General features: G+C 62.7%; 24 protein-coding genes. 17 read left to right on the plus strand and 7 right to left on the minus strand.

All coding sequences use genetic code 11. The annotated features are described in order from the left end of the window. From BI343_RS11425 to BI343_RS11440, 4 genes are read right to left on the minus strand one after another with little or no spacing between them, the layout of a single operon-like run. Positions 1-522: an RDD family protein gene (locus BI343_RS11425; RefSeq protein ID WP_071109776.1), complete on the minus strand. Its 522-nt coding sequence runs from the start codon at positions 520-522 to the stop codon at positions 1-3. Then, positions 519-917, minus strand: coding sequence for a DUF3106 domain-containing protein (locus BI343_RS11430; RefSeq protein WP_071109777.1), 399 nt, complete (start codon positions 915-917; stop codon positions 519-521). Before BI343_RS11430 ends, BI343_RS11425 begins: the two co-directional genes overlap by 4 nt. After that, positions 910-1,290: a DUF3619 family protein gene (locus BI343_RS11435; RefSeq protein WP_043621432.1), complete on the minus strand. Its 381-nt coding sequence runs from the start codon at positions 1,288-1,290 to the stop codon at positions 910-912. Before BI343_RS11435 ends, BI343_RS11430 begins: the two co-directional genes overlap by 8 nt. Continuing rightward, complete coding sequence (locus BI343_RS11440) at positions 1,287-1,853, minus strand: RNA polymerase sigma factor (RefSeq protein ID WP_043621429.1); 567 nt, start codon at positions 1,851-1,853, stop codon at positions 1,287-1,289. Before BI343_RS11440 ends, BI343_RS11435 begins: the two co-directional genes overlap by 4 nt. Positions 1,854-2,045: 192 nt before the next feature. Here BI343_RS11440 and ilvB point away from each other — a divergent pair, with 192 nt between their 5' ends. Genes ilvB through ilvC form a run of 3 tightly spaced genes read left to right on the plus strand, consistent with a single transcriptional unit; the run spans position 2,046 to position 5,378 of the window. Beyond that, positions 2,046-3,812, plus strand: a complete 1,767-nt coding sequence (gene ilvB, locus BI343_RS11445; RefSeq protein ID WP_071109778.1) for a biosynthetic-type acetolactate synthase large subunit — start codon at positions 2,046-2,048, stop codon at positions 3,810-3,812. 10 nt (positions 3,813-3,822) lie between these two features. After that, on the plus strand, positions 3,823-4,314 hold the full coding sequence (gene ilvN / locus BI343_RS11450; protein WP_043621423.1) for an acetolactate synthase small subunit: 492 nt from the start codon (positions 3,823-3,825) through the stop codon (positions 4,312-4,314). A gap of 47 nt (positions 4,315-4,361) precedes the next feature. Further along, the gene (gene ilvC / locus BI343_RS11455) at positions 4,362-5,378 is read left to right on the plus strand and encodes a ketol-acid reductoisomerase (protein WP_043621420.1); all 1,017 of its coding nucleotides are present in this window, start codon (positions 4,362-4,364) and stop codon (positions 5,376-5,378) included. A gap of 58 nt (positions 5,379-5,436) precedes the next feature. On the opposite strand, the gene BI343_RS11460 is transcribed toward ilvC, so the two are convergent. Further along, entirely contained in the window at positions 5,437-6,111 is a 675-nt protein-coding gene (locus tag BI343_RS11460; protein WP_052246623.1) for a transaldolase family protein, read from the minus strand. Between the two features lie 58 nt (positions 6,112-6,169). Beyond that, the gene (gene asd, locus BI343_RS11465; RefSeq protein WP_071110012.1) at positions 6,170-7,012 is read right to left on the minus strand and encodes an archaetidylserine decarboxylase; all 843 of its coding nucleotides are present in this window, start codon (positions 7,010-7,012) and stop codon (positions 6,170-6,172) included. Positions 7,013-7,252: 240 nt separating this feature from the next. On the opposite strand from asd, the gene BI343_RS11470 reads away from it, so the two are divergent. The 8 genes from BI343_RS11470 to BI343_RS11500 all read left to right on the plus strand — a co-directional run bounded on the left by BI343_RS11470 (position 7,253) and on the right by BI343_RS11500 (position 15,749). Further along, the gene (locus BI343_RS11470; RefSeq protein WP_071109779.1) at positions 7,253-9,040 is read left to right on the plus strand and encodes a 2-isopropylmalate synthase; all 1,788 of its coding nucleotides are present in this window, start codon (positions 7,253-7,255) and stop codon (positions 9,038-9,040) included. Between the two features lie 352 nt (positions 9,041-9,392). After that, positions 9,393-10,382: a S66 family peptidase gene (locus BI343_RS11475; RefSeq protein WP_211269419.1), complete on the plus strand. Its 990-nt coding sequence runs from the start codon at positions 9,393-9,395 to the stop codon at positions 10,380-10,382. 58 nt (positions 10,383-10,440) lie between these two features. Then, positions 10,441-11,082, plus strand: a complete 642-nt coding sequence (gene bioD / locus BI343_RS11480; protein WP_071109781.1) for a dethiobiotin synthase — start codon at positions 10,441-10,443, stop codon at positions 11,080-11,082. A gap of 331 nt (positions 11,083-11,413) precedes the next feature. Beyond that, positions 11,414-12,493, plus strand: a complete 1,080-nt coding sequence (coxB, locus tag BI343_RS11485; protein WP_244886631.1) for a cytochrome c oxidase subunit II — start codon at positions 11,414-11,416, stop codon at positions 12,491-12,493. Positions 12,494-12,511: 18 nt separating this feature from the next. Further along, a complete protein-coding gene (gene ctaD, locus BI343_RS11490; protein ID WP_043621412.1) occupies positions 12,512-14,149 on the plus strand; it encodes a cytochrome c oxidase subunit I in 1,638 nt (545 codons plus the stop codon). Positions 14,150-14,159: 10 nt separating this feature from the next. Continuing rightward, the gene (locus tag BI343_RS11495) at positions 14,160-14,708 is read left to right on the plus strand and encodes a cytochrome c oxidase assembly protein (RefSeq protein ID WP_071109783.1); all 549 of its coding nucleotides are present in this window, start codon (positions 14,160-14,162) and stop codon (positions 14,706-14,708) included. Continuing rightward, complete coding sequence (locus BI343_RS19325) at positions 14,705-14,881, plus strand: DUF2970 domain-containing protein (protein WP_083340918.1); 177 nt, start codon at positions 14,705-14,707, stop codon at positions 14,879-14,881. The genes BI343_RS11495 and BI343_RS19325 overlap by 4 nt, the downstream gene beginning before the upstream one ends. Positions 14,882-14,891: 10 nt before the next feature. Beyond that, positions 14,892-15,749 carry a cytochrome c oxidase subunit 3 gene (locus tag BI343_RS11500; protein ID WP_071109784.1) on the plus strand — a complete coding sequence of 286 codons (858 nt, stop codon included), beginning with the start codon at positions 14,892-14,894 and terminating at the stop codon, positions 15,747-15,749. 6 nt (positions 15,750-15,755) lie between these two features. On the opposite strand, the gene BI343_RS11505 is transcribed toward BI343_RS11500, so the two are convergent. After that, positions 15,756-15,953: a DUF2909 domain-containing protein gene (locus BI343_RS11505; protein ID WP_071109785.1), complete on the minus strand. Its 198-nt coding sequence runs from the start codon at positions 15,951-15,953 to the stop codon at positions 15,756-15,758. Positions 15,954-16,023: 70 nt separating this feature from the next. Here BI343_RS11505 and BI343_RS11510 point away from each other — a divergent pair, with 70 nt between their 5' ends. The 6 genes from BI343_RS11510 (at position 16,024) to BI343_RS11535 (ending at position 20,546) form a co-directional block, all read left to right on the plus strand. Further along, complete coding sequence (locus tag BI343_RS11510) at positions 16,024-16,671, plus strand: SURF1 family protein (RefSeq protein WP_169829009.1); 648 nt, start codon at positions 16,024-16,026, stop codon at positions 16,669-16,671. Then, positions 16,658-17,164 carry a hypothetical protein gene (locus BI343_RS11515; RefSeq protein WP_071109786.1) on the plus strand — a complete coding sequence of 169 codons (507 nt, stop codon included), beginning with the start codon at positions 16,658-16,660 and terminating at the stop codon, positions 17,162-17,164. The genes BI343_RS11510 and BI343_RS11515 overlap by 14 nt, the downstream gene beginning before the upstream one ends. Positions 17,165-17,233: 69 nt before the next feature. Continuing rightward, on the plus strand, positions 17,234-18,256 hold the full coding sequence (locus BI343_RS11520) for a COX15/CtaA family protein (protein WP_043621404.1): 1,023 nt from the start codon (positions 17,234-17,236) through the stop codon (positions 18,254-18,256). Then, the gene (locus BI343_RS11525) at positions 18,253-19,152 is read left to right on the plus strand and encodes a heme o synthase (RefSeq protein WP_071109787.1); all 900 of its coding nucleotides are present in this window, start codon (positions 18,253-18,255) and stop codon (positions 19,150-19,152) included. The genes BI343_RS11520 and BI343_RS11525 overlap by 4 nt, the downstream gene beginning before the upstream one ends. Continuing rightward, positions 19,152-19,733, plus strand: a complete 582-nt coding sequence (locus tag BI343_RS11530) for an SCO family protein (protein ID WP_083340920.1) — start codon at positions 19,152-19,154, stop codon at positions 19,731-19,733. The genes BI343_RS11525 and BI343_RS11530 overlap by 1 nt, the downstream gene beginning before the upstream one ends. A 117-nt stretch (positions 19,734-19,850) precedes the next feature. Continuing rightward, on the plus strand, positions 19,851-20,546 hold the full coding sequence (locus BI343_RS11535) for a flagellar brake protein (RefSeq protein ID WP_083340921.1): 696 nt from the start codon (positions 19,851-19,853) through the stop codon (positions 20,544-20,546). Positions 20,547-20,559: the final 13 nt, after the last annotated feature.

Genomic DNA, 20,559 nt, shown 5'->3' on the forward strand with positions numbered 1-20,559 from the left:
TTATTTGCCGCCGCGCGGCGGCTTGGGCAGCAGGACCAGCCGGGTGCCGGCCAGCCTGTCGTGCAGGTGGCGGCCTTCCTTGTCGTAGAAACGGGCGAGGAAGGGCAGCAGCCACCAGATCAGCGCCAGCCACTTGGCCGCCGGGTGGTCGCCGTAGCTGCGCTGCCAGCCGAGGTAGGAGATCACCGGCAGGCCGACGAACAGCATCGCCGCGACGGCGAAGCGCATCAGCGCCTGCTGCCAGTTCAGCAGCCTGCCGTCGGCCGTCACCAGCCGGATATGCCAGGTCTTCATTGCGGCGGTTTGGCCGCTGCGCGTCCAGCAGTAGCCGAAGTAGGCGAACAGCACGCCGGCCGAGGCCAGCTGGATCAGGCTGTGCAGCAGCCAGGAGTCTTGGCCCAGCATCAGTTGCAAGGGGGTCAGGATGGCGCTGGTGATCAGCAGCATGGCGACGATCAGCAGCGATTCGTAGAACAGGCTGGCCAGACAGCGAGACAGGCTGGGGGCGGCGGTTTCGGTCATTGGGCGATGGAGGCGTCGGGTTGGGCGCGCTGCTGGCGCAGGCGCTGCATCACTTGCTCGCGCTGGTCGGGCGGCAGCTGCTGCAGTTTTTTCCAGTTGGCGCGGATTTCGTGGCGTTGCTGCGGCGTCAGCTCGGACCAGGCTTTCAGCTTCCGCTGCGCCCGCTGCTGCTGCTGAGGCGCCAGGTTGGCGAAGCCAGGCACGATGGCCAGCAGGCTCTGTTTTTTGTCCGGCGAATAGCGGTTCCACTCGCCGGACAGCGGCGCCAGCACCTGCTGTTGTTGACTGTCCAGCTGGTCCCAGCTCGGATTGGCGGGTGGAGAGGCCTGGGCGAACACGGGGCAGAGCAGACCGGCCAGGCACCAGGCGCTGGCCAGGCGTGCGGCCTTATTCATGCAGTCCCCGGCTGAAATGCGGCTCCAGCAGCGAGTTCAGCGGCAGATCCTGCGACAGCACCGTCGCGTCCACCGATTCCGCTTCGGCCAGCAGCCCCTCGGCCAGCATCAGGCCGGCGGCGGCGATCGCGGCAAAACCGATGGCGGCCCCGCCGCGGCGCAGCATCACCAGATGGCGCTGCGCCCATAGCGCCAGTCGCTCGTGCAGGCTGACCGGCTCGGCGGCGCGCATATCATACTGTTGCATGGCGCGCTGGCGCGCGGCTCTCAGGCGGGCCAACTGATGCGGCGTTGGATCGGATGACGGATTGTCCAGTATGCGGGTGATGTGATTCGGCAAATGGTCGCCCGGGCTATCTTTGGCGTGTTTCATAGCAGTACTCCCTTTTGCGCAAGGATGGCGGCCAGGGTGTGGTTGGCGCGCGAGCAATGCGTCTTCACGCTGCCTTCCGAACATCCCATCACGAGAGCGGTTTCGGCGACATCCAGTCCCTCCCAGTAACGCAGCAGAAAGGCCTCGCGTTGACGCGCGGGCAAGAGCTTGAGCGACGCGTCTATCATCTGCGCCACTTCCTTGCGCAGATACCATTTCTCCGGGTTGGTATGCGCCTCGTCGGCCGCCACATCCAGGCTTTCCAGCGGATCCGGACTGTCGTCCTCGGCATGGGTGGGGATCAGCGACGACAGCAGGGTGCTGACGAAGCTGCGCACCTTGCTGCGACGGTAGTGGTCGCGGATGGTGTTCTGCAGTATGCGCTGGAAGATCAGCGGCAGTTCCGCGGCCGGCGCGTGGGCGTAGCGGTCGGCAAGCTTCATCATGGAGTCTTGCACGATATCCAGCGCGTTCTCTTCCTGCCGCACCGCGTACAGCGCCTGCTTGAAGGCGCGTTTTTCCACCGACTGGAGGAAGTCGGCCATTTCCTTGCGGCTTGCCATCTGTGCGTTTCGGGTTGATGCCAACCTGCGATGGTAACAGAGCAGGAATCACTCGGCTAGTCCGTTTTTTTGCCTGAAATTACCGGCAGTTAGCGCCATTTTGCACCTGCACAAAAGCACTTGACCGTGCTTTGAGCAATACGCTAAGGTCTTTGAGCAAACGGGATGAAATTAATACGAAATAGAGGCGATATGCAGATATCGGGCGCCGAAATAGTAGTCCGCTGCCTGCAGGAAGAGGGGGTCGAATTTGTTTTCGGCTACCCGGGTGGCGCGGTACTGGAAATCTACGATGCCATCTTCCGGCAAGACAAGTTCAAGCACGTGCTGGTGCGACACGAGCAGGCCGCGGTGCATGCCGCGGACGCGTACTCGCGTTCCAGCGACAAGATAGGCGTGGCGCTGGTGACCTCCGGTCCCGGCGCGACCAATGCCGTCACCGGCATTGCCACGGCCTATATGGACTCCATCCCCATGGTGGTGATCTCCGGCCAGGTGCCGTCGCCGGCCATCGGCCTGGACGCGTTCCAGGAAGTGGACATGGTGGGCATCACCCGGCCGTGCGTGAAGCACAACTTCCTGATCAAGGACGTGAACGAGATCGCCGCGACCATCAAGAAGGCGTTCTACATCGCCAAGAGCGGCCGTCCCGGCCCGGTGGTGGTGGATATTCCGAAGGACATCACCCAGCAGCGCGCGGAGTTCCGTTACCCGGACAGCGTGCATATCCGTTCCTATGTGCCGGCTACCCGCGGCCATAGCGGACAGATCAAGAAAGCGGTGAACCTGCTGCTTGAGGCCAAGCGTCCTTATATTTATGTCGGCGGCGGCGCGGTGCAGGGCCGCGCCGAAGCCGAGGTGACCGAGTTGGCGCGTCTGCTGAACCTGCCGTGTACCAACACCCTGATGGGCCTGGGCGCCTATCCGGGTTCGGACCGGCAGTTCCTGGGCATGCTGGGCATGCACGGCACCTACGAAGCCAATATGGCGATGCAGAATTGCGATGTGCTGGTGGCCGTGGGCGCGCGTTTCGACGACCGCGTCATCAGCGTGCCGTCGCACTTCCTCGGTCAGCCCAAGAAGATCATCCACATCGACGTCGACCCGTCGTCCATCTCCAAGCGCGTGCGTGCCGACATCCCCATCGTCGGCGACGTCAAGCTGGTGCTGCGCGAGATGCTGGATGTGCTGAAGCAGTCCGGCCAAAAGCCGGACGGTTCGGCGCTGAACCAGTGGTGGCGGCAGATCGAGGATTGGCGCGGGCATAACTGTCTGCTGTACACGCCGTCCGACGAGCTGATCAAGCCGCAGTACGTGGTGGAGCAGCTGTACCAGATCACCGGCGGCCAGGCCATCATCACCTCCGATGTCGGCCAGCACCAGATGTGGGCGGCGCAGTACTACAAGTTCGACCGCCCCAAGCAGTGGCTGAACTCCGGCGGCCTCGGCACCATGGGCTTCGGCTTGCCGGCGGCCATCGGCGCGCAGCTGGCCAACCCCCACGCGCAGGTGGCCTGCATCACCGGCGAGGGCTCGATCCAGATGAACATCCAGGAGCTGTCCACCGCCAAGCAGTACCACACGCCGGTCAAGGTGGTGGCGCTGAACAACCGCTACCTGGGCATGGTGCGTCAGTGGCAGGAGTTCTTCTACGGCACCCGTTATTCCGAGTCCTACATGGACGCGCTGCCGGACTTCGTCAAGATCGCCGAGGCCTACGGCCACATCGGCTTCAAGGTGGAGAACCCGGCCGATGTGGAGCCGGTGCTGCGCGAGGCGTTCAGCGACAAGCTGAAGGAGCGCCTGGTGTTCCTGGATTTCCGCACCGACCAGTCGGAAAACGTGTTCCCGATGATCCAGAACGGCAAGGGACTGGATCAGATGGACCTGCCGCCGCACATGCGCGACATCCAGCAGGTGCCTTTCGAGAACAACCGTGACTACGGCAATATGTGCTAAGGCGGCCGGCATGCGACATATCCTATCCATCCTTCTGGAAAACGAAGCGGGCGCCTTGTCCCGCGTGGTGGGGCTGTTTTCGGCCCGCGCCTACAATATCGATTCGCTGACAGTGTCCACCACCGAGGATCCGACACTGTCGCGGATGACCATCGTCACCCACGGTTCCGACGAAGTCATCGAGCAGATCACCAAGCAGCTCAACAAGCTGATCGAGGTGGTCAAGGTGATAGACCTCAACGAATCCGAACACATCGAACGCGAGATGATGCTGATCAAGGTCCGCGCCCAGGGCAAGGACCGCGAGGAGATGAAGCGCATGGCCGACATCTTCCGCGGACGCATCATCGACGTGACGGAAAAGACTTACACCATCGAGCTGACTGGTACGAGCGAGAAGCTTGGCGCCTTTATCGAGGCGGTGGACCGAACAGTGATCCTGGAAACGGTCCGTACCGGCGCATCCGGCATCGGTCGCGGTGAGCGGGTTCTGAAAATCTGAGCAGGGCTGCAAGTCCCTTAGCAAACAAATATCAAGGACATTTGAGAATGAAAGTTTATTACGACAAAGACGCCGACCTCTCCATCATCAAGGGCAAGAAAGTGGCCATCATCGGCTACGGCTCGCAAGGCCATGCCCACGCGCAAAACCTGAAGGAATCGGGCGTCGACGTGGTGGTGGGCCTGCGCAAGGACGGCGCGTCGTGGAAAAAGGCCGAAGCCGCCGGCCACAAGGTGAAGGAAGTGGGCGACGCGGTGAAAAAGGCCGACGTGGTGATGATCCTGTTGCCGGACGAATCCCAGCCTGAGGTGTATAGCCGCGACATCGCCCCCAACCTGAAGAAGGGCGCGGCGCTGGCCTTCGCCCACGGCTTCAACATCCACTACAACCAGATCGTGCCGCCGGCCGACGTCGACGTGATCATGGTGGCGCCGAAAGGCCCTGGCCACACCGTGCGCTCGGAATACGTCAAGGGCGGCGGCGTGCCGACCCTGATCGCCGTCTACCAGGACAAATCCGGCAAGGCGCGCGACATCGCCCTGTCCTATGCCGCGGCCAACGGCGGCACCAAGGGCGGCGTGATCGAGACTAACTTCCGCGAGGAAACTGAGACCGACCTGTTCGGCGAGCAGGCCGTGCTGTGCGGCGGCGCCGTCGAACTGGTCAAGGCCGGCTTCGAGACCCTGGTGGAAGCCGGCTACGCCCCGGAAATGGCCTACTTCGAGTGCCTGCACGAGCTGAAGCTGATCGTCGACCTGATGTACGAAGGCGGCATCGCCAATATGAACTATTCCATCTCCAACAACGCGGAGTACGGCGAGTACGTCACCGGCCCGGAAGTGGTGACTTCCGCCACTAAGGAAGCGATGAAGAAGGCGCTGTACCGCATTCAGAGCGGCGAATACGCCAAGATGTTCATCCTGGAAGGCAAGACCAACTACCCGTCCATGACCGCCCGCCGCCGCCTGACCGCCGATCATCCAATCGAGAAGGTCGGCGCCGAGCTGCGCGCGATGATGCCGTGGATCGCCAAGAACAAGCTGGTGGACCAGTCCAAGAACTGATCTCTGGTTTGAAGGGTTGAAAAGACAAAGCCGGGCGCGATGCCCGGCTTTTTTGCGTTTAATCCGCGAACAGCGGGGAGGCGGCGGCGAGCGGATTGCCCTGCCAGGCGCTGTTAAAACGCAGCAGCGCGGCGTCTACGTCCGGCGTGGAGGCGAACAGCTGGCGATAGGTCTCCGCCGGCAGGGTGACCGCGCCTATGCCGGCGCGGGCGCATTGCATGAATTGCTCGGCCGATTTGACCGCCGCGCCCATGATGACGGTGCGCTGGCCATAGCGTTGCAGAATCTGCTGCGACTCCTGCAGCAGAACGGCGGCGTCCATTCCGGCCTGTTCGATGCGATTGAAATAGGGCGCGGCGTAGCGCACGTCCAGCAGGCCGGCCAGCGCGATCTGCCGCGATTCGAAGATGGCCGTGGCCAGCGTGGCGATGCCTTCGCGCTCCAGCGCCGCCATGGTCTGGAAGCCTTCGCCGACGGCGGGAATCTTGACCACGATGCGCTCGCTTCTGGCGGCCAGGCGACGCGCTTGGCGCAGCTGCGCAGCGGGATCGCTGACCGTGACTTGCGCCGCCACCAGGCCGGGCTGGATGTCCAGCAAGTTGTCCAGCACGGCTTCCGGCGCTTGGGAAGCGGCCGCCAGGATGGACGGATTGGTGGTCACGCCGGCGAGCAGGCCCAGCCGGCTGGCGTGGCGTATGGTGGGGAGATCTAGGGTGTCCAGCCAGATTTGCATGGGCGTGTCTCGTCGGGATAGAAAAAACGGCGCCGTCGCGCCGTTGTGGATTGCTGGCTCAATCGGCCATTTTTTCGCCCATGCGCACCGGGCTGGCGGCCTGCCATTGCGGGTTGAACTTCAGCGGACCGGCCGGGAACAGCAGCACCACGGTGGAGCCGAGCAGGAAACGGCCCATTTCCTCGCCCTTGGCCAGGCGAATATCCTGAGCGCGGTAATCCCATTTCTCCACCGCCGGGCGGCGCGGCGGGTTGACCACGCCGTGCCATACCGTCGCCATGCTGCCGACGATGGTGGCGCCCACCAGCACCATTGCGAACGGTTGGCCTTGTTCGTCTTCGAGCACGCACACCACGCGCTCGTTGCGCGCGAACAGGCGGTCCACGCCGCGGGCCGTGGCCGGGTTGACTGAATACAGATCGCCCGGCACGTAAGTCATTTCCAGCAGCTTGCCGGCGCAGGGCATGTGGATGCGGTGGTAGTCGCGCGGGCTGAGATAGATGGTGGCGAAGTGGCCGTCATGGAAGCGTGCGGCCAGGGCCGCGTCGCCGGCCAGCAGCGCGGTGGCGCTGTAGTCGCGGCCCTTGGCCTGGAAGATGCGGCCGTGATCTATCGGGCCGAACTGGCTGACGGCGCCGTCCACCGGGCAGACCAGCCGAGCATCGGCCAGCGGCCGCGCGCCGGGTTTCAGCGCGCGGGTGAAGAAATCGTTGAAAGTGGCGTAGGCTGCCGGGTCGCTGTTGGCGGCTTCGTCCATATTGACGTTGTAGCGGGCGATGAAGCGACGGATGGCCGCCGCGGTGACGCCGCCGCCTTGCCAGGAGGCGAAGCAGCCGGCCAGCCGGGTCAGCGCCAGCTTGGGCATCATATGTTGCAACAGCACAAACAGGCGTTCGGACACGGGCGCCCCCAATCAGTCTTAAACCGGGCATTGTAACCGATTTCTTGTCGGACAGCGTGGGCGAGCCATAGGTCCCTATGTCTGAATGGTTAGTTTGCCTGCGCCAAATTCTACAATTTGTCTAAAAAATTCAGATTCGACAGGGTGTGTGACGTAATTAACACAGTTATTGGACTTGGAATTTGATGAGATGTCTCTCGCTCGGTAGGCTGGTTCAAAACATGCTGCAGGAGCACATTGATGCAAGTGGATATTGAACGGCTGGTTGCGGACTTCGGCGGACCGAGCCATCTGGCCGACGAACTGAACCGACTGTTCCCCGACGAGCCGGTGAGCCGGGCAGCGATATACAAATGGAGGGAACGCGGCAGCCTGCCGCTCGCCCAGCTGAGCCGGCTGGCGCAGTTGGCCGCCGGGCAAGGCAGGCGCTTTGATTTCAACGACTATCTGGTCGGCGAGCCGGCACAGGGAGCAGGGAGAACTATCGATATGGGCGACCGCCTCTATATTTTCGACACCACCTTGCGCGATGGCGAGCAATCGCCGGGCGCCTCGATGACCAAGGAAGAGAAGATCCGCATCGCGCGCCAGCTGGAGCGGCTGGGCGTGGACATCATCGAGGCCGGCTTTGCCGCCGCCAGCCCCGGCGATTTCGACGCCATCCACGCCATCGCCGAAACCATCAAGGACTCCACGGTCTGTAGTCTGGCGCGCGCCAATGAGCGCGACGTGCGCGCCGCCGGCGAAGCCATCAAGCCGGCCGCGCGCGGCCGCATCCACACCTTCATCGCCACCAGCCCCATCCATATGGAGAAGAAGCTGCGCATGAGCCCGGACGAGGTGGTGGACGCGGCGGTGAAGGCGGTGCGGATCGCCCGCGAATACACCGATGACGTGGAATTCTCGGCCGAGGACGCGCTGCGCTCGGACATCGACTTCCTGGCGCGCATCTTTGGCGCGGTAATCGAGGCCGGCGCCACCACGCTGAACGTGCCGGACACGGTCGGCTACGCCGTGCCGCGCCTGACCGAGGCCTTCTTCCGCGAGCTGATCGCCCGCACGCCGGGCGGCGACAAGGTCATCTGGTCCGCTCACTGCCACAACGATCTGGGTATGGCTGTGGCCAACAGTTTGGCCGCGGTGCTGGGCGGCGCGCGCCAGGTGGAGTGCACCATCAACGGCTTGGGCGAGCGCGCCGGCAACGCCAGCCTGGAAGAGATCGTGATGGCGGTGAAGACGCGCCGCGACGTGTTCGGCGTGGACAGCCGCGTCGATGCCACGCAGATCGTGCCGGCGTCCAAGCTGGTGTCCACCATCACCGGCTACCCGGTGCAGCCCAACAAGGCCATCGTCGGCGCCAACGCCTTCGCCCACGAGTCCGGCATCCACCAGGACGGCGTGCTCAAGCACCGCGAGACCTACGAAATCATGTCGGCCGAGTCGGTGGGCTGGAGCGCCAATCGCCTCACCCTGGGCAAGCTGTCCGGCCGCAATGCCTTCAAGACCAAGCTCGCCGAACTCGGCATCGTGCTGGACAGCGAAGAGGCCCTGAACGCCGCCTTTGCCCGCTTCAAGGAGCTGGCCGACAAGAAGCGCGAGATTTTCGACGAAGACCTGCACGCGCTGGTGTCGGATGAGATGGTGGCGATCGAGCAGGAGCATTACAAGTTCGTATCGCTGCGCATCGCCACCGAAACCGGCGAGGCGCCGCAGGCCAATATCGTGTTTGTCGAGCACGGCCACGAGCGCCGCGCCGAATCCAGCGGTTCCGGCCCGGTGGACGCCGCCTTCAAGGCCATCGAAACCGTGGCCGGCAGCGGCGCGGAGCTGGAGTTGTACTCGGTCAACGCCATCACCAAGGGCACCGAATCGCAGGGCGAAGTAACCGTGCGCCTGGCGCGCGACGGCCGCATCGTCAACGGCCAGGGCGCGGACACCGACATCATCGTCGCCAGCGCCAAGGCCTATCTGTCGGCGCTGAACAAACTGGCCATGGAGGAAAAAGTCAGCGCCCAGGCCATCGTTTAAACCCTTTGTTTTCCCGGCGCGGCCAGACGGCGCCAAAGGGAGGCGGCAAGGTTTTCCATCCCGGCCTTGTCGTTGCGCCCCGAGGTCCGTTTCGCTCAGCCAACAGGTTTTCACTTCATCCGCGCGTGAAATCCTGCGCAGGCCTACCCGGCCAAACCCATCGCGCCCCAGCCCACAAGGCCGACGGCACGACGCCGACCCACAAGGTCGGCGTTGGCACGTCGAGGGCGCGGTTGGCCTGCCAGAATGGGGCAGGGTTTTGAATAAAACTTTTTGTTTGGATTTGGGACAGCCAAAAACACAATTGGCATAATCAAGGCTGCTTATGTCTGGGAGTGCCAAAGTGCGGTCTTTGCAAGTCGGCGACCTGGTCGCCAGTTTCACGCCTTCGTTTCCGATTACTGCCCGTCAGCCTGCGCGTTATCAGCGGGCGATAGAATTTATCGGTCGCCAGGGACTGCGCTTTCTACCGGGACATTTGACTGGCAAGGACGACCATTATCGTTCGGGCAGTGCCCGCGAGCGCGCGGAGGAATTGAATGCGCTGCTGCGCAACCCTGAGGTGCGCTGCGTCATGTCGACGATAGGCGGCAGCAACAGCAATGCCTTGCTGCCGTATCTCGATTACGAGGCATTCCGACGCGACCCTAAAATCGTGGTGGGCTACTCCGATTCGACCGCGATTTTGTTGGCCTTGTATGCCATGACCGGCGTGCCGACTTTCTATGGCCCCGCGCTGGTCGCATCCCTGGGCGAGCTTCCTCCGCTGGTGGACGAAATTTGGCGCTATTTTGCCGCGATTGCCATGGAAAACCGGGCTTATCCCCTGACTTTGCCGAAGCCGACGCACTGGACGGAAGAGCGTCTGCCGTGGGAGAGCCAGGACCGGGCCAAGACCATGCAACCCAATCAATGGCGCTGCATCCAGCCCGGACGCGCGGAGGGCAGGCTGATTGGCGGCAACCTCAATACCCTGTATGGCTTTCTCGCCAGCCCGTATTTTCCCGCTATCCAGCCCGGAGACATTCTGCTGCTGGAGGATAGTTTGAAAGACGCTGCGACGGTGGAAAAGAACTTTGCAATGCTGAAGCTGGCCGGTGTGTTCGATCAGGCCGGCGCGGTGTTGCTGGGCAAGCACGAGGGATTTGACGATTGCGGCAGCAAACGAACGCCGGCCGACATCCTGTTGGAAGTTTTGGATGGATTGGATGTGCCGATATTGGCTGACTTCGATTGTTGCCATACCCACCCGATGCTGACCTTGCCGCTTGGCGTGCGGGTCCGGGTGGACACCCAGGCCCTGCGCGTGGAATTGCTGGAAGATTGGCGCGAGCTGGTGTAGAACATCGGTCCCGGCCGGCACGCGGCCGGCGATTCTATCGATGAATGAGGGAGCGAGCATGAGCCAGGGCTATTTCATCACCGGCACCGATACCGAGATCGGCAAGACCCATTCCGCAGTCGAGTTGATCCGTCTTTACCAAAGCCAGGGCAAGCGCGTGCTGGCGATGAAGCCGGTGGCTTCCGGTTGCGACATCCTGCCCGACGGCAGCTGGCATAACGACGATGTGGCGCGGCTGACGGCAGCCACCGGGCAGGCTGACCTGGAATTGATGAATCCGTATCGTTTTTTGCCGCCGGTGTCCCCGCACATCGCCGCGCGCCAGGCCGGCGTGGAAATCGATCTTGCGCATATCGGCGAGCATTACCGCCGTTTGCGGGATAAGGCCGATATCGTGCTGGTAGAGGGGGCGGGCGGCTGGTTGGCGCCGTTGTCGGACAGCCTGTTCATGGCCGACCTGGCGCAGAGCCTGGCGCTGCCGGTCATTCTGGTGGTGGGCATGCGGCTGGGGTGCATCAACCATGCGCTGCTGACGGCGCGCGCCGTCCAGCGCAGCGGTTTGCCTTTGGCCGGTTGGGTGGCCAATTGTCCCCAGCCCAAGCAGGCTGCCTACCAGGAAAACCTCGACACGCTCAAGCGCCACATCGCAGCGCCCTTGCTGCTGGAAATTCCCTACCAGCCGACAGACTATTCAGGATAGTGAACACGGACGGCCAGCCCGTCCCATCCTCATGCTTAGAGCCGCTAACAAAAATCCTGATGCTGCGTTGCGCCGGCTTGTCGTACTCAAGTACTGCCTGCGTCGGCGCGCCTTGCCTCTGCCGCGAAACTGATATTTGTTAGCCACTCTTATTCCCATGTCCCGCCATGTTACGCTGCAACATGACGCTTTCTTGTTTTTCCCGCGCGACTTCCTACGATGAAAGCATGCCGGCATAGCCGGCGCGCAGTGCATGCATTGTTTGGTCATTTGACCTTGGGGGAGCGACATGTCTTGTCCGCGCATTCCTGTTTCTTGCTGTCTGGCGCTCATGGCGCCGGCCGCGCTGGCGGCTGAGTACAATCTGCAGCCGCCGGTCACCCCGCTGGCGCGCACCGAGTACCACTTGCACACCTTGCTGCTGATCATCACCGGCGTGATTTTCCTGCTTGTCTTCCTGGTGATGCTGTATTCCATTATTCGCCACCGCAAGGCCGCGGGCCATGAAGCCAAACAGTTCCATGAAAACACCACGGTGGAGATCATCTGGACCATCGTTCCGCTGCTGATTCTGGTGCTGATGGCGCTGCCGGCCACGCGCGCCGTGTTGGCGCAAAAGAGCACGCGCAGCGAGGACATGACGATCAAGATCACCGGCTACCAGTGGAAGTGGCGTTACGACTACCTGGACGACAACTTCGGCTTTGTCAGCCATTTGTCCACGCCGCGCGAGGCCATCGAAGGCAAGCTTGCCAAGCCGCCTAACTATTTGCTGGAGGTCGACGAGCCTCTGGTGGTGCCCACCAATCGCAAAATCCGCCTGCTGCTGACCGCCAACGACGTGATCCACTCCTGGTGGGTGCCGCAGCTGGGTGTCAAACAGGATGCCATACCTGGCTTTTTGCGCGACAGCTGGATGCTGATCGAGCAGCCCGGCACCTATCGCGGCCAGTGCTCGGAGCTGTGCGGCAAGGACCACGGCTTCATGCCCATCGTGGTGGAGGCCAAGTCGCCGGAGGACTACGCCCAGTGGCGCGAGGCCAAGCTGAAACAGTTGGCCGCCAACGCGGACGATCCCAACAAGGTATGGCAGCTGGCCGAGCTGAAGGCCCGCGGCGAGAAGGTCTACACCCAGAACTGCATCCCGTGCCATCAGGCCAACGGCAAGGGCATTCCGGGCGCCTTCCCGGCGTTGGACGGTTCGCCCATCGCCACCGGCGACAAGGCCGCCCATATCGAGATCGTGCTGTACGGCGGCAAGAAGAATCCGGCCATGGCGGCCTGGGGCAAGCAATTGTCCGATACCGACATCGCCGCGGTCATCACTTACGAGCGCAACAGCTGGGGCAATCACACCGGCCAGGTCGTGCAACCCAAGGAAATCAAGGCTGCGCGCGGCAAGGCGGCGTAGCAAGGAGGAGGCAGCGTCATGGCAATTGCGGAAACCACCCACGCCGGCGGCGCGCATCACGGCAAGCCGCACGGCATCATGCGTTGGCTGATGGCCACCAATCACAAAGACATCGGCACGATGTACTTATGGTTCTCGTTCACCATGTTCCTGTCCGGCGGCGTGCTGGCGCTATGCATCCGCGCCGAGCTGTTCAGTCCCGGGCTGCGCTTCTTCCAGCCCGAGCTGTTCAATCAGCTGACCACGCTGCATGGCCTGATCATGGTGTTCGGCGCCATCATGCCGGCCTTCACCGGCATGGCCAACTGGATGCTGCCCTTGATGATAGGCGCGCCGGACATGGCTTTTGCCCGGATGAACAACTGGAGCTTCTGGCTGCTGCCCCCGGCGGCGCTGCTGTTGCTGCTTTCATTCGCGGTGCCGGGGGGCGCGGCCGCCGCTGGCTGGACCTTGTACGCGCCGCTGTCCACGCAGATGGGCATAGGCATGGACATGACCATCTTCGCCATCCACATCCTGGGCATCAGCTCCATCATGGGGTCGATCAACATCATCGTCACCATCCTGAATCTGCGCGCGCCCGGCATGACCATGATGAAGATGCCGATGTTCGCCTGGGCCAGCCTGATCACCGCCTACCTTATCATCGCCGTGATGCCGGTGCTGGCGGGCGTGGTGACCATGGTGCTGGCCGATCGACATTTCGGCAGCCACTTTTTCAATGCCGCCGGCGGCGGCGACCCCATTCTGTACCAGCACGTGTTCTGGTTCTTCGGCCATCCCGAGGTCTACATCATGGCGCTGCCGGCCTTCGGCATCGTCAGCCAGGTGATTCCCACCTTCGCCAGGAAGCCGCTGTTCGGCTATACCTCGATGGTGTACGCCACCAGCTCCATCGGTGTGCTGTCCTTCATGGTGTGGGCGCACCATATGTTCGCCACCGGCATGCCGGCCACCGCCCAGCTGTTTTTCATGTACGCCACCATGCTGATCGCGGTGCCCACCGGCGTGAAGGTGTTCAACTGGATCGCCACCATGTGGCAGGGCGCCATGACGTTTGAAACGCCCATGCTGTTCTCCATCGGCTTCATCCTGTTGTTTACCATCGGCGGCTTGTCCGGCATCACGCTCAGCGTGGCGGCGGTGGACATCCAGCTGCATGCCAGCTACTACGTGGTGGCGCATTTCCATTATGTGCTGGTGGCCGGCGCGCTGTTCAGCCTGTTCTCCGCCATCTACTACTGGTTTCCCAAAATGAGCGGCAAGATGTACCACGAGGGTCTGGGCAAGTTCCATTTCTGGTGGTCGATGATCTGGTTCAACGTCACCTTCTTCCCCATGCACTTCCTGGGCCTGGCCGGCATGCCGCGGCGGATTCCTGACTATGCCTTGCAGTTCACCCAGTTCAACCAGATCGCCAGCGTCGGCGCCTTCATGTTCGGCCTGGGCCAGTTGATCTTCCTGTTCAACATCCTGCACTCGATGCGTTACGGCAAGCCGGCGCCGCAGCGGCCGTGGGAAGGCGCCAATACCTTGGAGTGGGAGCTGCCGACACCGGCGCCGTATCATACTTTCGAGCAGGCGCCGCAGATCGAGAGCAGCGAAAACGGCGTGATCCTGTCGTACCGGGAGGGCGGGGCGCACCCGCGCCATTAGGGTGCTTGCCATGGACACCGCCCGGACCCCGCATCGCAACCGCCAGCTGCTAGGCAAGCTGGCGTTGATCGCCGCCATGATGTTCGGCTTTGCCTGGGCGATGATTCCGCTGTACCGCATCGTGTGCGAGCAGACCGGCCTCAACGACGTGGTGAAGGCCGATGCGTTGGAGCGGGACGATCTGGTCGCGGGGGCGGCAACGGTGGCCATGACTTTCGATGCCACGGTGCAGGCCGGGCTGCCCTGGCAGGTCAGGCCGCTGACCACGCATCTTAAGGTCAAGCCTGGCACTTTTGTCCAGGTGCAGTACCAGATCACCAATGCCAGCCCGCACGCTGTGGTGGGGCAGGCCTTGCCGCGCTATTTGCCGGCCGAGGCCGGGGCGTATGTGAAGAAGCTGGAGTGCTTCTGTTTCACTCAGCAGCGCTTCGCGCCTGGACAGACACGAACCTTCCCAGTGGTGTTCGTGGTCGACCGCAAGTTGCCGGCTTCGATCACCAGCATCACCTTGGCTTACACCATCTTCGATGTGCCGGGGCAGGAAGGCCGCGCATCATGAACTGGGCACAGGGCGTAAAGGCGGTGCTGGCGGCATTCATCGGCGTGCGCCAGGGCGACGCCGCGCGGCAGGATCAGTCGCTGAAACCGTGGCAGCTGATCGTCACCGCGTTGTTGTTGATGTTGGCGTTGATAGTCGCGCTGTTGTTGCTGGTGTCCTGGGTAACGCGCTAGGAGGAATGGTATGGCGAGCGTTGAGGAGCAGGATCGTTATTTTGTGCCGGAGCCGTCGCGTTGGCCCATGGTGGGGGCGGTGGCGCTGTTCTGCATCGGCCTGGGCGCGGCGTTTGCCGTCAACGGCATGCTGATGGGCAAGCTGTCTCTGGCTTTGGGTTGCCTGATACTGGCATTCATGCTGGTGGGATGGTTTGGCGATGTGATCCGCGAAAACCGGCTGGGCGTCTATCTGGGGCGAGAGGACATGTCGTTCCGCTGGGGCATGGGCTGGTTCATTTTTTCCGAAGTGATGTTCTTCGGGGCCTTCTTCGGCGCGCTGTTTTGGGTGCGCACGGTGTCGGTGCCGCTGCTCGGCTCGCTCGATTACAAGATGCTGTATCCGGATTTCGAGTCGGCATGGCCGCTGTCCACCGGGCCGGGCATCACCCAAGCCTATCAGGCGATGGAGCCCTGGGGCTTGCCGGCGCTGAATACGCTGATCCTGCTGAGTTCCGGCGCCACCGTCACCTGGGCGCACTGGGGGCTGCTGCAAGGGCGGCGCAGGCAATTGAAGCTGGGGCTGTTTCTCACGGTGCTGCTGGGGTTCACGTTCCTTGGCTTGCAGCTGCACGAATATGGCCACGCCTTCAGCCATCTGCATCTGACGCTGGCGTCCGGCGCCTATGGCATGACGTTTTTCATGCTGACCGGTTTTCACGGGCTGCATGTGTTGTTGGGGTCGATCATCCTGTTCGTGGTGTGGTTGCGCTCGCTGAAGGGCGATTTTGACGCCACCCACCACTTCGCCTTCGAGGCCGCCAGTTGGTATTGGCACTTCGTCGACGTGGTATGGCTGCTGCTGTTCATCTTCGTTTACTGGCTGTGAGCCGGCTCAAGCGTGATGCGGGCGCCACCAGCCGAACACGGCGCCCAAGAGCAGCAGCAGAAACAGGCCGATGGACAAGCCGACCCGCAGGGTCAAAGAGCGGACCAGACGTTGCGAGCCGTGTTCGGCTTTCATCAGTCCGGTCAATCCCCAAAACAGGGCCAGGACAATACAGGCAAGCAACAACAGGATGACGAGTTTCATGACCGTATCCTCATCTCATTCCGATCAGGAGCAAAGGCAAGAGCCAAGATGGCAGCGGCTGCTATGGAGCATGCTGCTGCTCATCGTCTTGCTGCCCTACGCCTTGGCAGTATGGCAGTGGCAGCGGGGGCAAGACAAGGAGGCTTTGCTGCGATCGTTGACCAACGCGATGAGCACCGCGCCGGTGGCGCTGGTGTATCGCGATGCCGAGCCGCCGCCTGAGTTCACCCGCGTGCGCTTGATCCAGGCCGAACCGGCCGGGCCGGTGATCGAATTGCGCAACAGCTATCTGGCCGGGCAGAGCGGCCGCCGCATCCTTCAGCCTTGGCGGCAAGGCCCGGACCGTTCGCTGGTGTTGCTGGATCTGGGCTGGCTGGTCGATGGCGTCAAGCTGCCGACGTTCTCGCCGCAGCAGATTCAGCCGCAAGGCTATCGGATGCCGACGCCTCACCATTTTGTGTTGTCCGGCGCGGTGAAGGGTTTTGCCGGCCCGGTCGACCAGGTCGATGAGGCGGCGCTGCGCAGCCATTATCCCGGACACTGGTTTCAGGGCGTGGTGGTGTTGGAAACCTCGCCCGATCCCTTGCTGCATTGGCCCGTGGTGCCGGAGTTCCTGCCGGATAAGCACTATGCCTACGCGGTGCAATGGCTGCTGCTGGGCGTGTGCCTGAGCGGCTTGTGGTGGCTACTGTGGAGACGTCGCCATGAAATCCATTGACCGCGGCCGGGCGGCCTTGCTGGGCATGGCGCTGTTGTGCCTGGCGCCGGTCTTGGCGGCATGGATGGCTTACCTGCTGCTGCCGCCAGGCGGCGGCGCCAGTTATGGGCAATTGCTGCCGACGCGGCCGTTTGTCGCCGCGGCCAGCCCCGAATGGCCGCGCGGCAAATGGGTGCTGGCTTCGGCGCTGAGCGCCGATTGCCGCGATCGTTGCCGTCAGCGCTGGCATGCGATGGGCCAGATTCAGAAGGCGCAGGGAGAGGCGGCGGAGCGGCTGACGCGCGTGGCGCTGGTGGTGTCGGCACGCCCGGCGGCATTGGATGTGCCGTACCGCTTGCCGCACTCGCCGGCGCATGCGCTGCCTGCCGGCAGCCAGGGTTTCTATCTGGTCGATCCGCTGGGCAACCAGGTGATGTTCTACCGCGACGGCGCCGATCCGCGGCGGATCATCGATGAAGTGGCCAAGGTATTGAAGGTGAATAACGGGTTGTAAGCGCCCGTTCAAAAATTTTCCGTCAGTGGCCGACCGGCCGATGCGCTGTGCAATGAGGGGGCCCTTGCCATGCGAAGACTGATTTGGGCGGCTTTGCTGCTGGCCGCAATCGTGGTGCCGTTCGGCGCCTATGTCAGATTGTCCCATGCCGGCTTGGGCTGTCCGGACTGGCCTGGCTGCTATGGACGAATTTCTCCCGCGCATGCCGCCGACAGCATAAGCCAGGCTCAGGCCATGTCGCCGCAGGGGCCGGTCAGTCTGGGCAAGGCCTGGAAGGAGATGCTTCATCGTTATCTCGCCGGCAGCCTCGCCGCCCTGATCGCGCTGATCGCTTGGCGGGCTTGGCGCGAGCGGCGCCAGCGCTTGCCGGCGAGCCTCTTATTGGCGGTGGTGGCCTTTCAGGCCATGCTGGGCATGTGGACCGTGACCTTGCTGCTGCGGCCCGCCATCGTCACCTCCCATCTGCTGGGCGGCATGGCGGTGTTGCAGATTCTGGCCTGGATGGCGCTGTCCCCCTCATTCGCGCCGCTACGCGTTCCGCTTGCGCTGCGCCGGCTGTCCGGCTGGCTGGTGTCCGCCTTGCTGCTGCAGCTGCTGTTGGGCGGCTGGGTGTCCAGCAATTACGCTGCCTTGGCCTGTCAGGGTTTTCCGGCATGCAACGGACAAGCGTGGCCGGCGCTGCGCTTTGATCAGGCTTTCCATGTCGTGCGCGAACTGGGCCAGGCGCCGGATGGCAGTTTGTTGGAATTCTCCAGCCTGGTAACCATACATTGGCTGCATCGTTTGGGGGCGCTGCTGGTTTCGCTTCTGGTATTGGCTTTGCTGGCCCGGGGCTGGCGCGAACCTGGCCTGAGACGGCATCTGGTTTGCCTGGGCGCGGCCTGGGGGCTGCAGGTGGGGCTGGGCATCGCCAATGTGATGTGGCAGTTGCCCTTGCCGCTTGCGGTGGCGCATAACGCCGGCGCGGCGCTATTGCTGATGGCGGCGCTGCTGCTGCGGTCGCGGCTGCATGCGCCGGCGGCGCAGCGGCGCGGGATTCAGCTGCCGTTCCCGCTGCCGGGGCGGCTGAGCCGGCCGGGAGAGGGGCGATGAACGCGCTTGGCCTGCCTTTGTGGCGTCGACAGAGCCAGGCGCTGTGGCAGTTGGCCAAGCCCAAGGTGGTGGCGCTGATTGTATTCTGCGCGGTGATCGGCATGTTTCTGGCCAGCTCAGGCTTGCCGGATGCCCGAGTGGTCATCCCGGCCACGCTGGGCATTGCGCTGGTGGCTGGCGCCGCGGCCATGGTCAATTGCCTGGTGGAGCGCGGGCTGGACGCCAGAATGCGCCGCACCGCCTGGCGCCCTACCGTCACCGGGGAGGTCGGTCTGGCGCAAACCCTGTTGGTCGCGCTGCTGGCGGGCGCAGCCGGCTTAGCCTTGCTGATCGTCTGCTGCAATGCCTTGACTGCCTGGCTGACCCTGGGCACTTTTGTCGGTTACGCGGTGGTTTACACCTTGCTGCTCAAGCCGTTGACGCCGCAGAACATCGTGATCGGCGGCGCCAGCGGCGCCATGCCGCCGGTGCTGGGGTGGGCGGCGGTGACCGGGGATGTCAGCGCCTTCGCGCTGGTGTTGTTCCTGATCATCTATGCCTGGACGCCGCCGCATTTTTGGGCGCTGGCGCTTTACCGCCGCGACGATTACGCGCGGGCCGGCCTGCCGATGTTGCCGGTCACGCACGGGCAGCGCTACACCACCTTGTCCATTGTGCTGTACAGCGTTTTGCTTGCCGCCATCACGCTGTTGCCGGCCGCGCTGGGACAGGCTGGCTGGATTTATCTCGTTGCGGCGGGAGCGTTGAACGGCAGGCTGCTGTTTCTTGCCGTCCGTCTGCATCGCCAGTATGCTCACACCCTGGCACGCCGCGTGTTCACCTGGTCGATCTGGTATCTGGCCGGGTTGTTCGCGGCCTTGTTATTTGATCACTATTGGCTGATTCCCTTTTCCTGATGCTGAAGATACTGCGATTCCTGCTAGCGCTTTTCACTCTCGCCGCGCTGTCCGCCTGCGCGCCGCCCGTCATCGATTTCAAGGGCACGGCGATCAACGACGAATCCATGGGCGGAGGCTTCACGCTGACCGACTCCCATGGCCAGCCACGCAGTCTGGATGCGTTCAAGGGCAAGGTGGTGGCGCTGTTCTTCGGCTATACCCATTGCCCGGACGTGTGCCCGACCACGATGTTGGAATATGCTTCAGTGATGAAGCAATTGGGCGAAGATGCCGACAAGGTGCAGGTGTTGTTCGTCAGCGTCGATCCGCAGCGCGATACGCCCAAAGTGTTGGCCGGTTACGTGCCATACTTCGATAAGCGCTTCATCGGTTTGACCGGCACGGCCGAGCAGATCGAGAAAGTGAAAAAGCAGTACAAGGTGGTGGCGCAGCAGGTGCCGACTCCGGGCGGCGGCTACAGCGTGGATCACAGCTCAGGATCGTACTTGTTGGACCGGGAGGGGAAGTTGCGGGTGTTCGAGGCCTATGGCACGCCGTCCGCGAGTCTCGCTTATGATATCAAGCAGTTGATGCGCTAAACTTGGCGTATCGGAGAAGTGCATTTCTAATAATGGGGTCACGAAATCGTGAGCGACGATAAAACCTCGGTGAGTCCGGCCAGTGCGCATCAATCATTGGACTTGGCCAAATTTACGATGACATCGCCGGCCGAGATTGCCCAGCATCTGACGAATATTGCCAAACATGGCCATATGGTGACGATTTTCTCCAATAAGGGGAAAAACTTCATTTTGACGAAGATTCTGGACGTCGATTTCAAAAATGGGGTGTTCACTGTCGACTGGGGCGCCGAAGAAGAGGCCAACAACCAGGTGCTTGGCAGCGAGCGCAATGTTTTCGTGTGCTCGCCGGAAGGCGTGAAGACGCAGTTTGTCACCGGCGCCTTGAGCAAGGTGATAGTCGATGGCCAGCCAGCCTTTGTCGCGGACCTGCCGGAGCAGGTGATCAAGCTGCAGCGCCGCGAGTTCTTCCGCATCCAGACGCCGCTAGGGACGCCCGTGTTCTGCCATGTCGAGGATTACGGCCAGCGCCCGATAGACTTGGCGCTGTTCGATATCAGTGTGGGCGGCATGAGCCTGTGGCTGCCGGATGTCAGCGCGGTCGGGTTCGACATCGGCCAGCAGTACCATAAATGCACCTTGGATCTGAAGCCGATAGGCGTTTTGCAGATCGGCATCGAGGTGCGCCATCGCCTGGCCTCTCGGTTGCGCAATGACACCGAGGCGATGCGGATAGGGTGTTCCTATCTGAATTTGACGCCGAAGATGGAAACCTTGATCCAGCGCTATGTCGGCTTTCTTGAGCGCGAACGCCGCGCCATGTTCGGCTGAGCTGCCGGCACTT

Source organism: Chromobacterium amazonense (assembly GCF_001855565.1).
GTDB classification, from domain to species: Bacteria; Pseudomonadota; Gammaproteobacteria; order Burkholderiales; family Chromobacteriaceae; genus Chromobacterium; species Chromobacterium amazonense.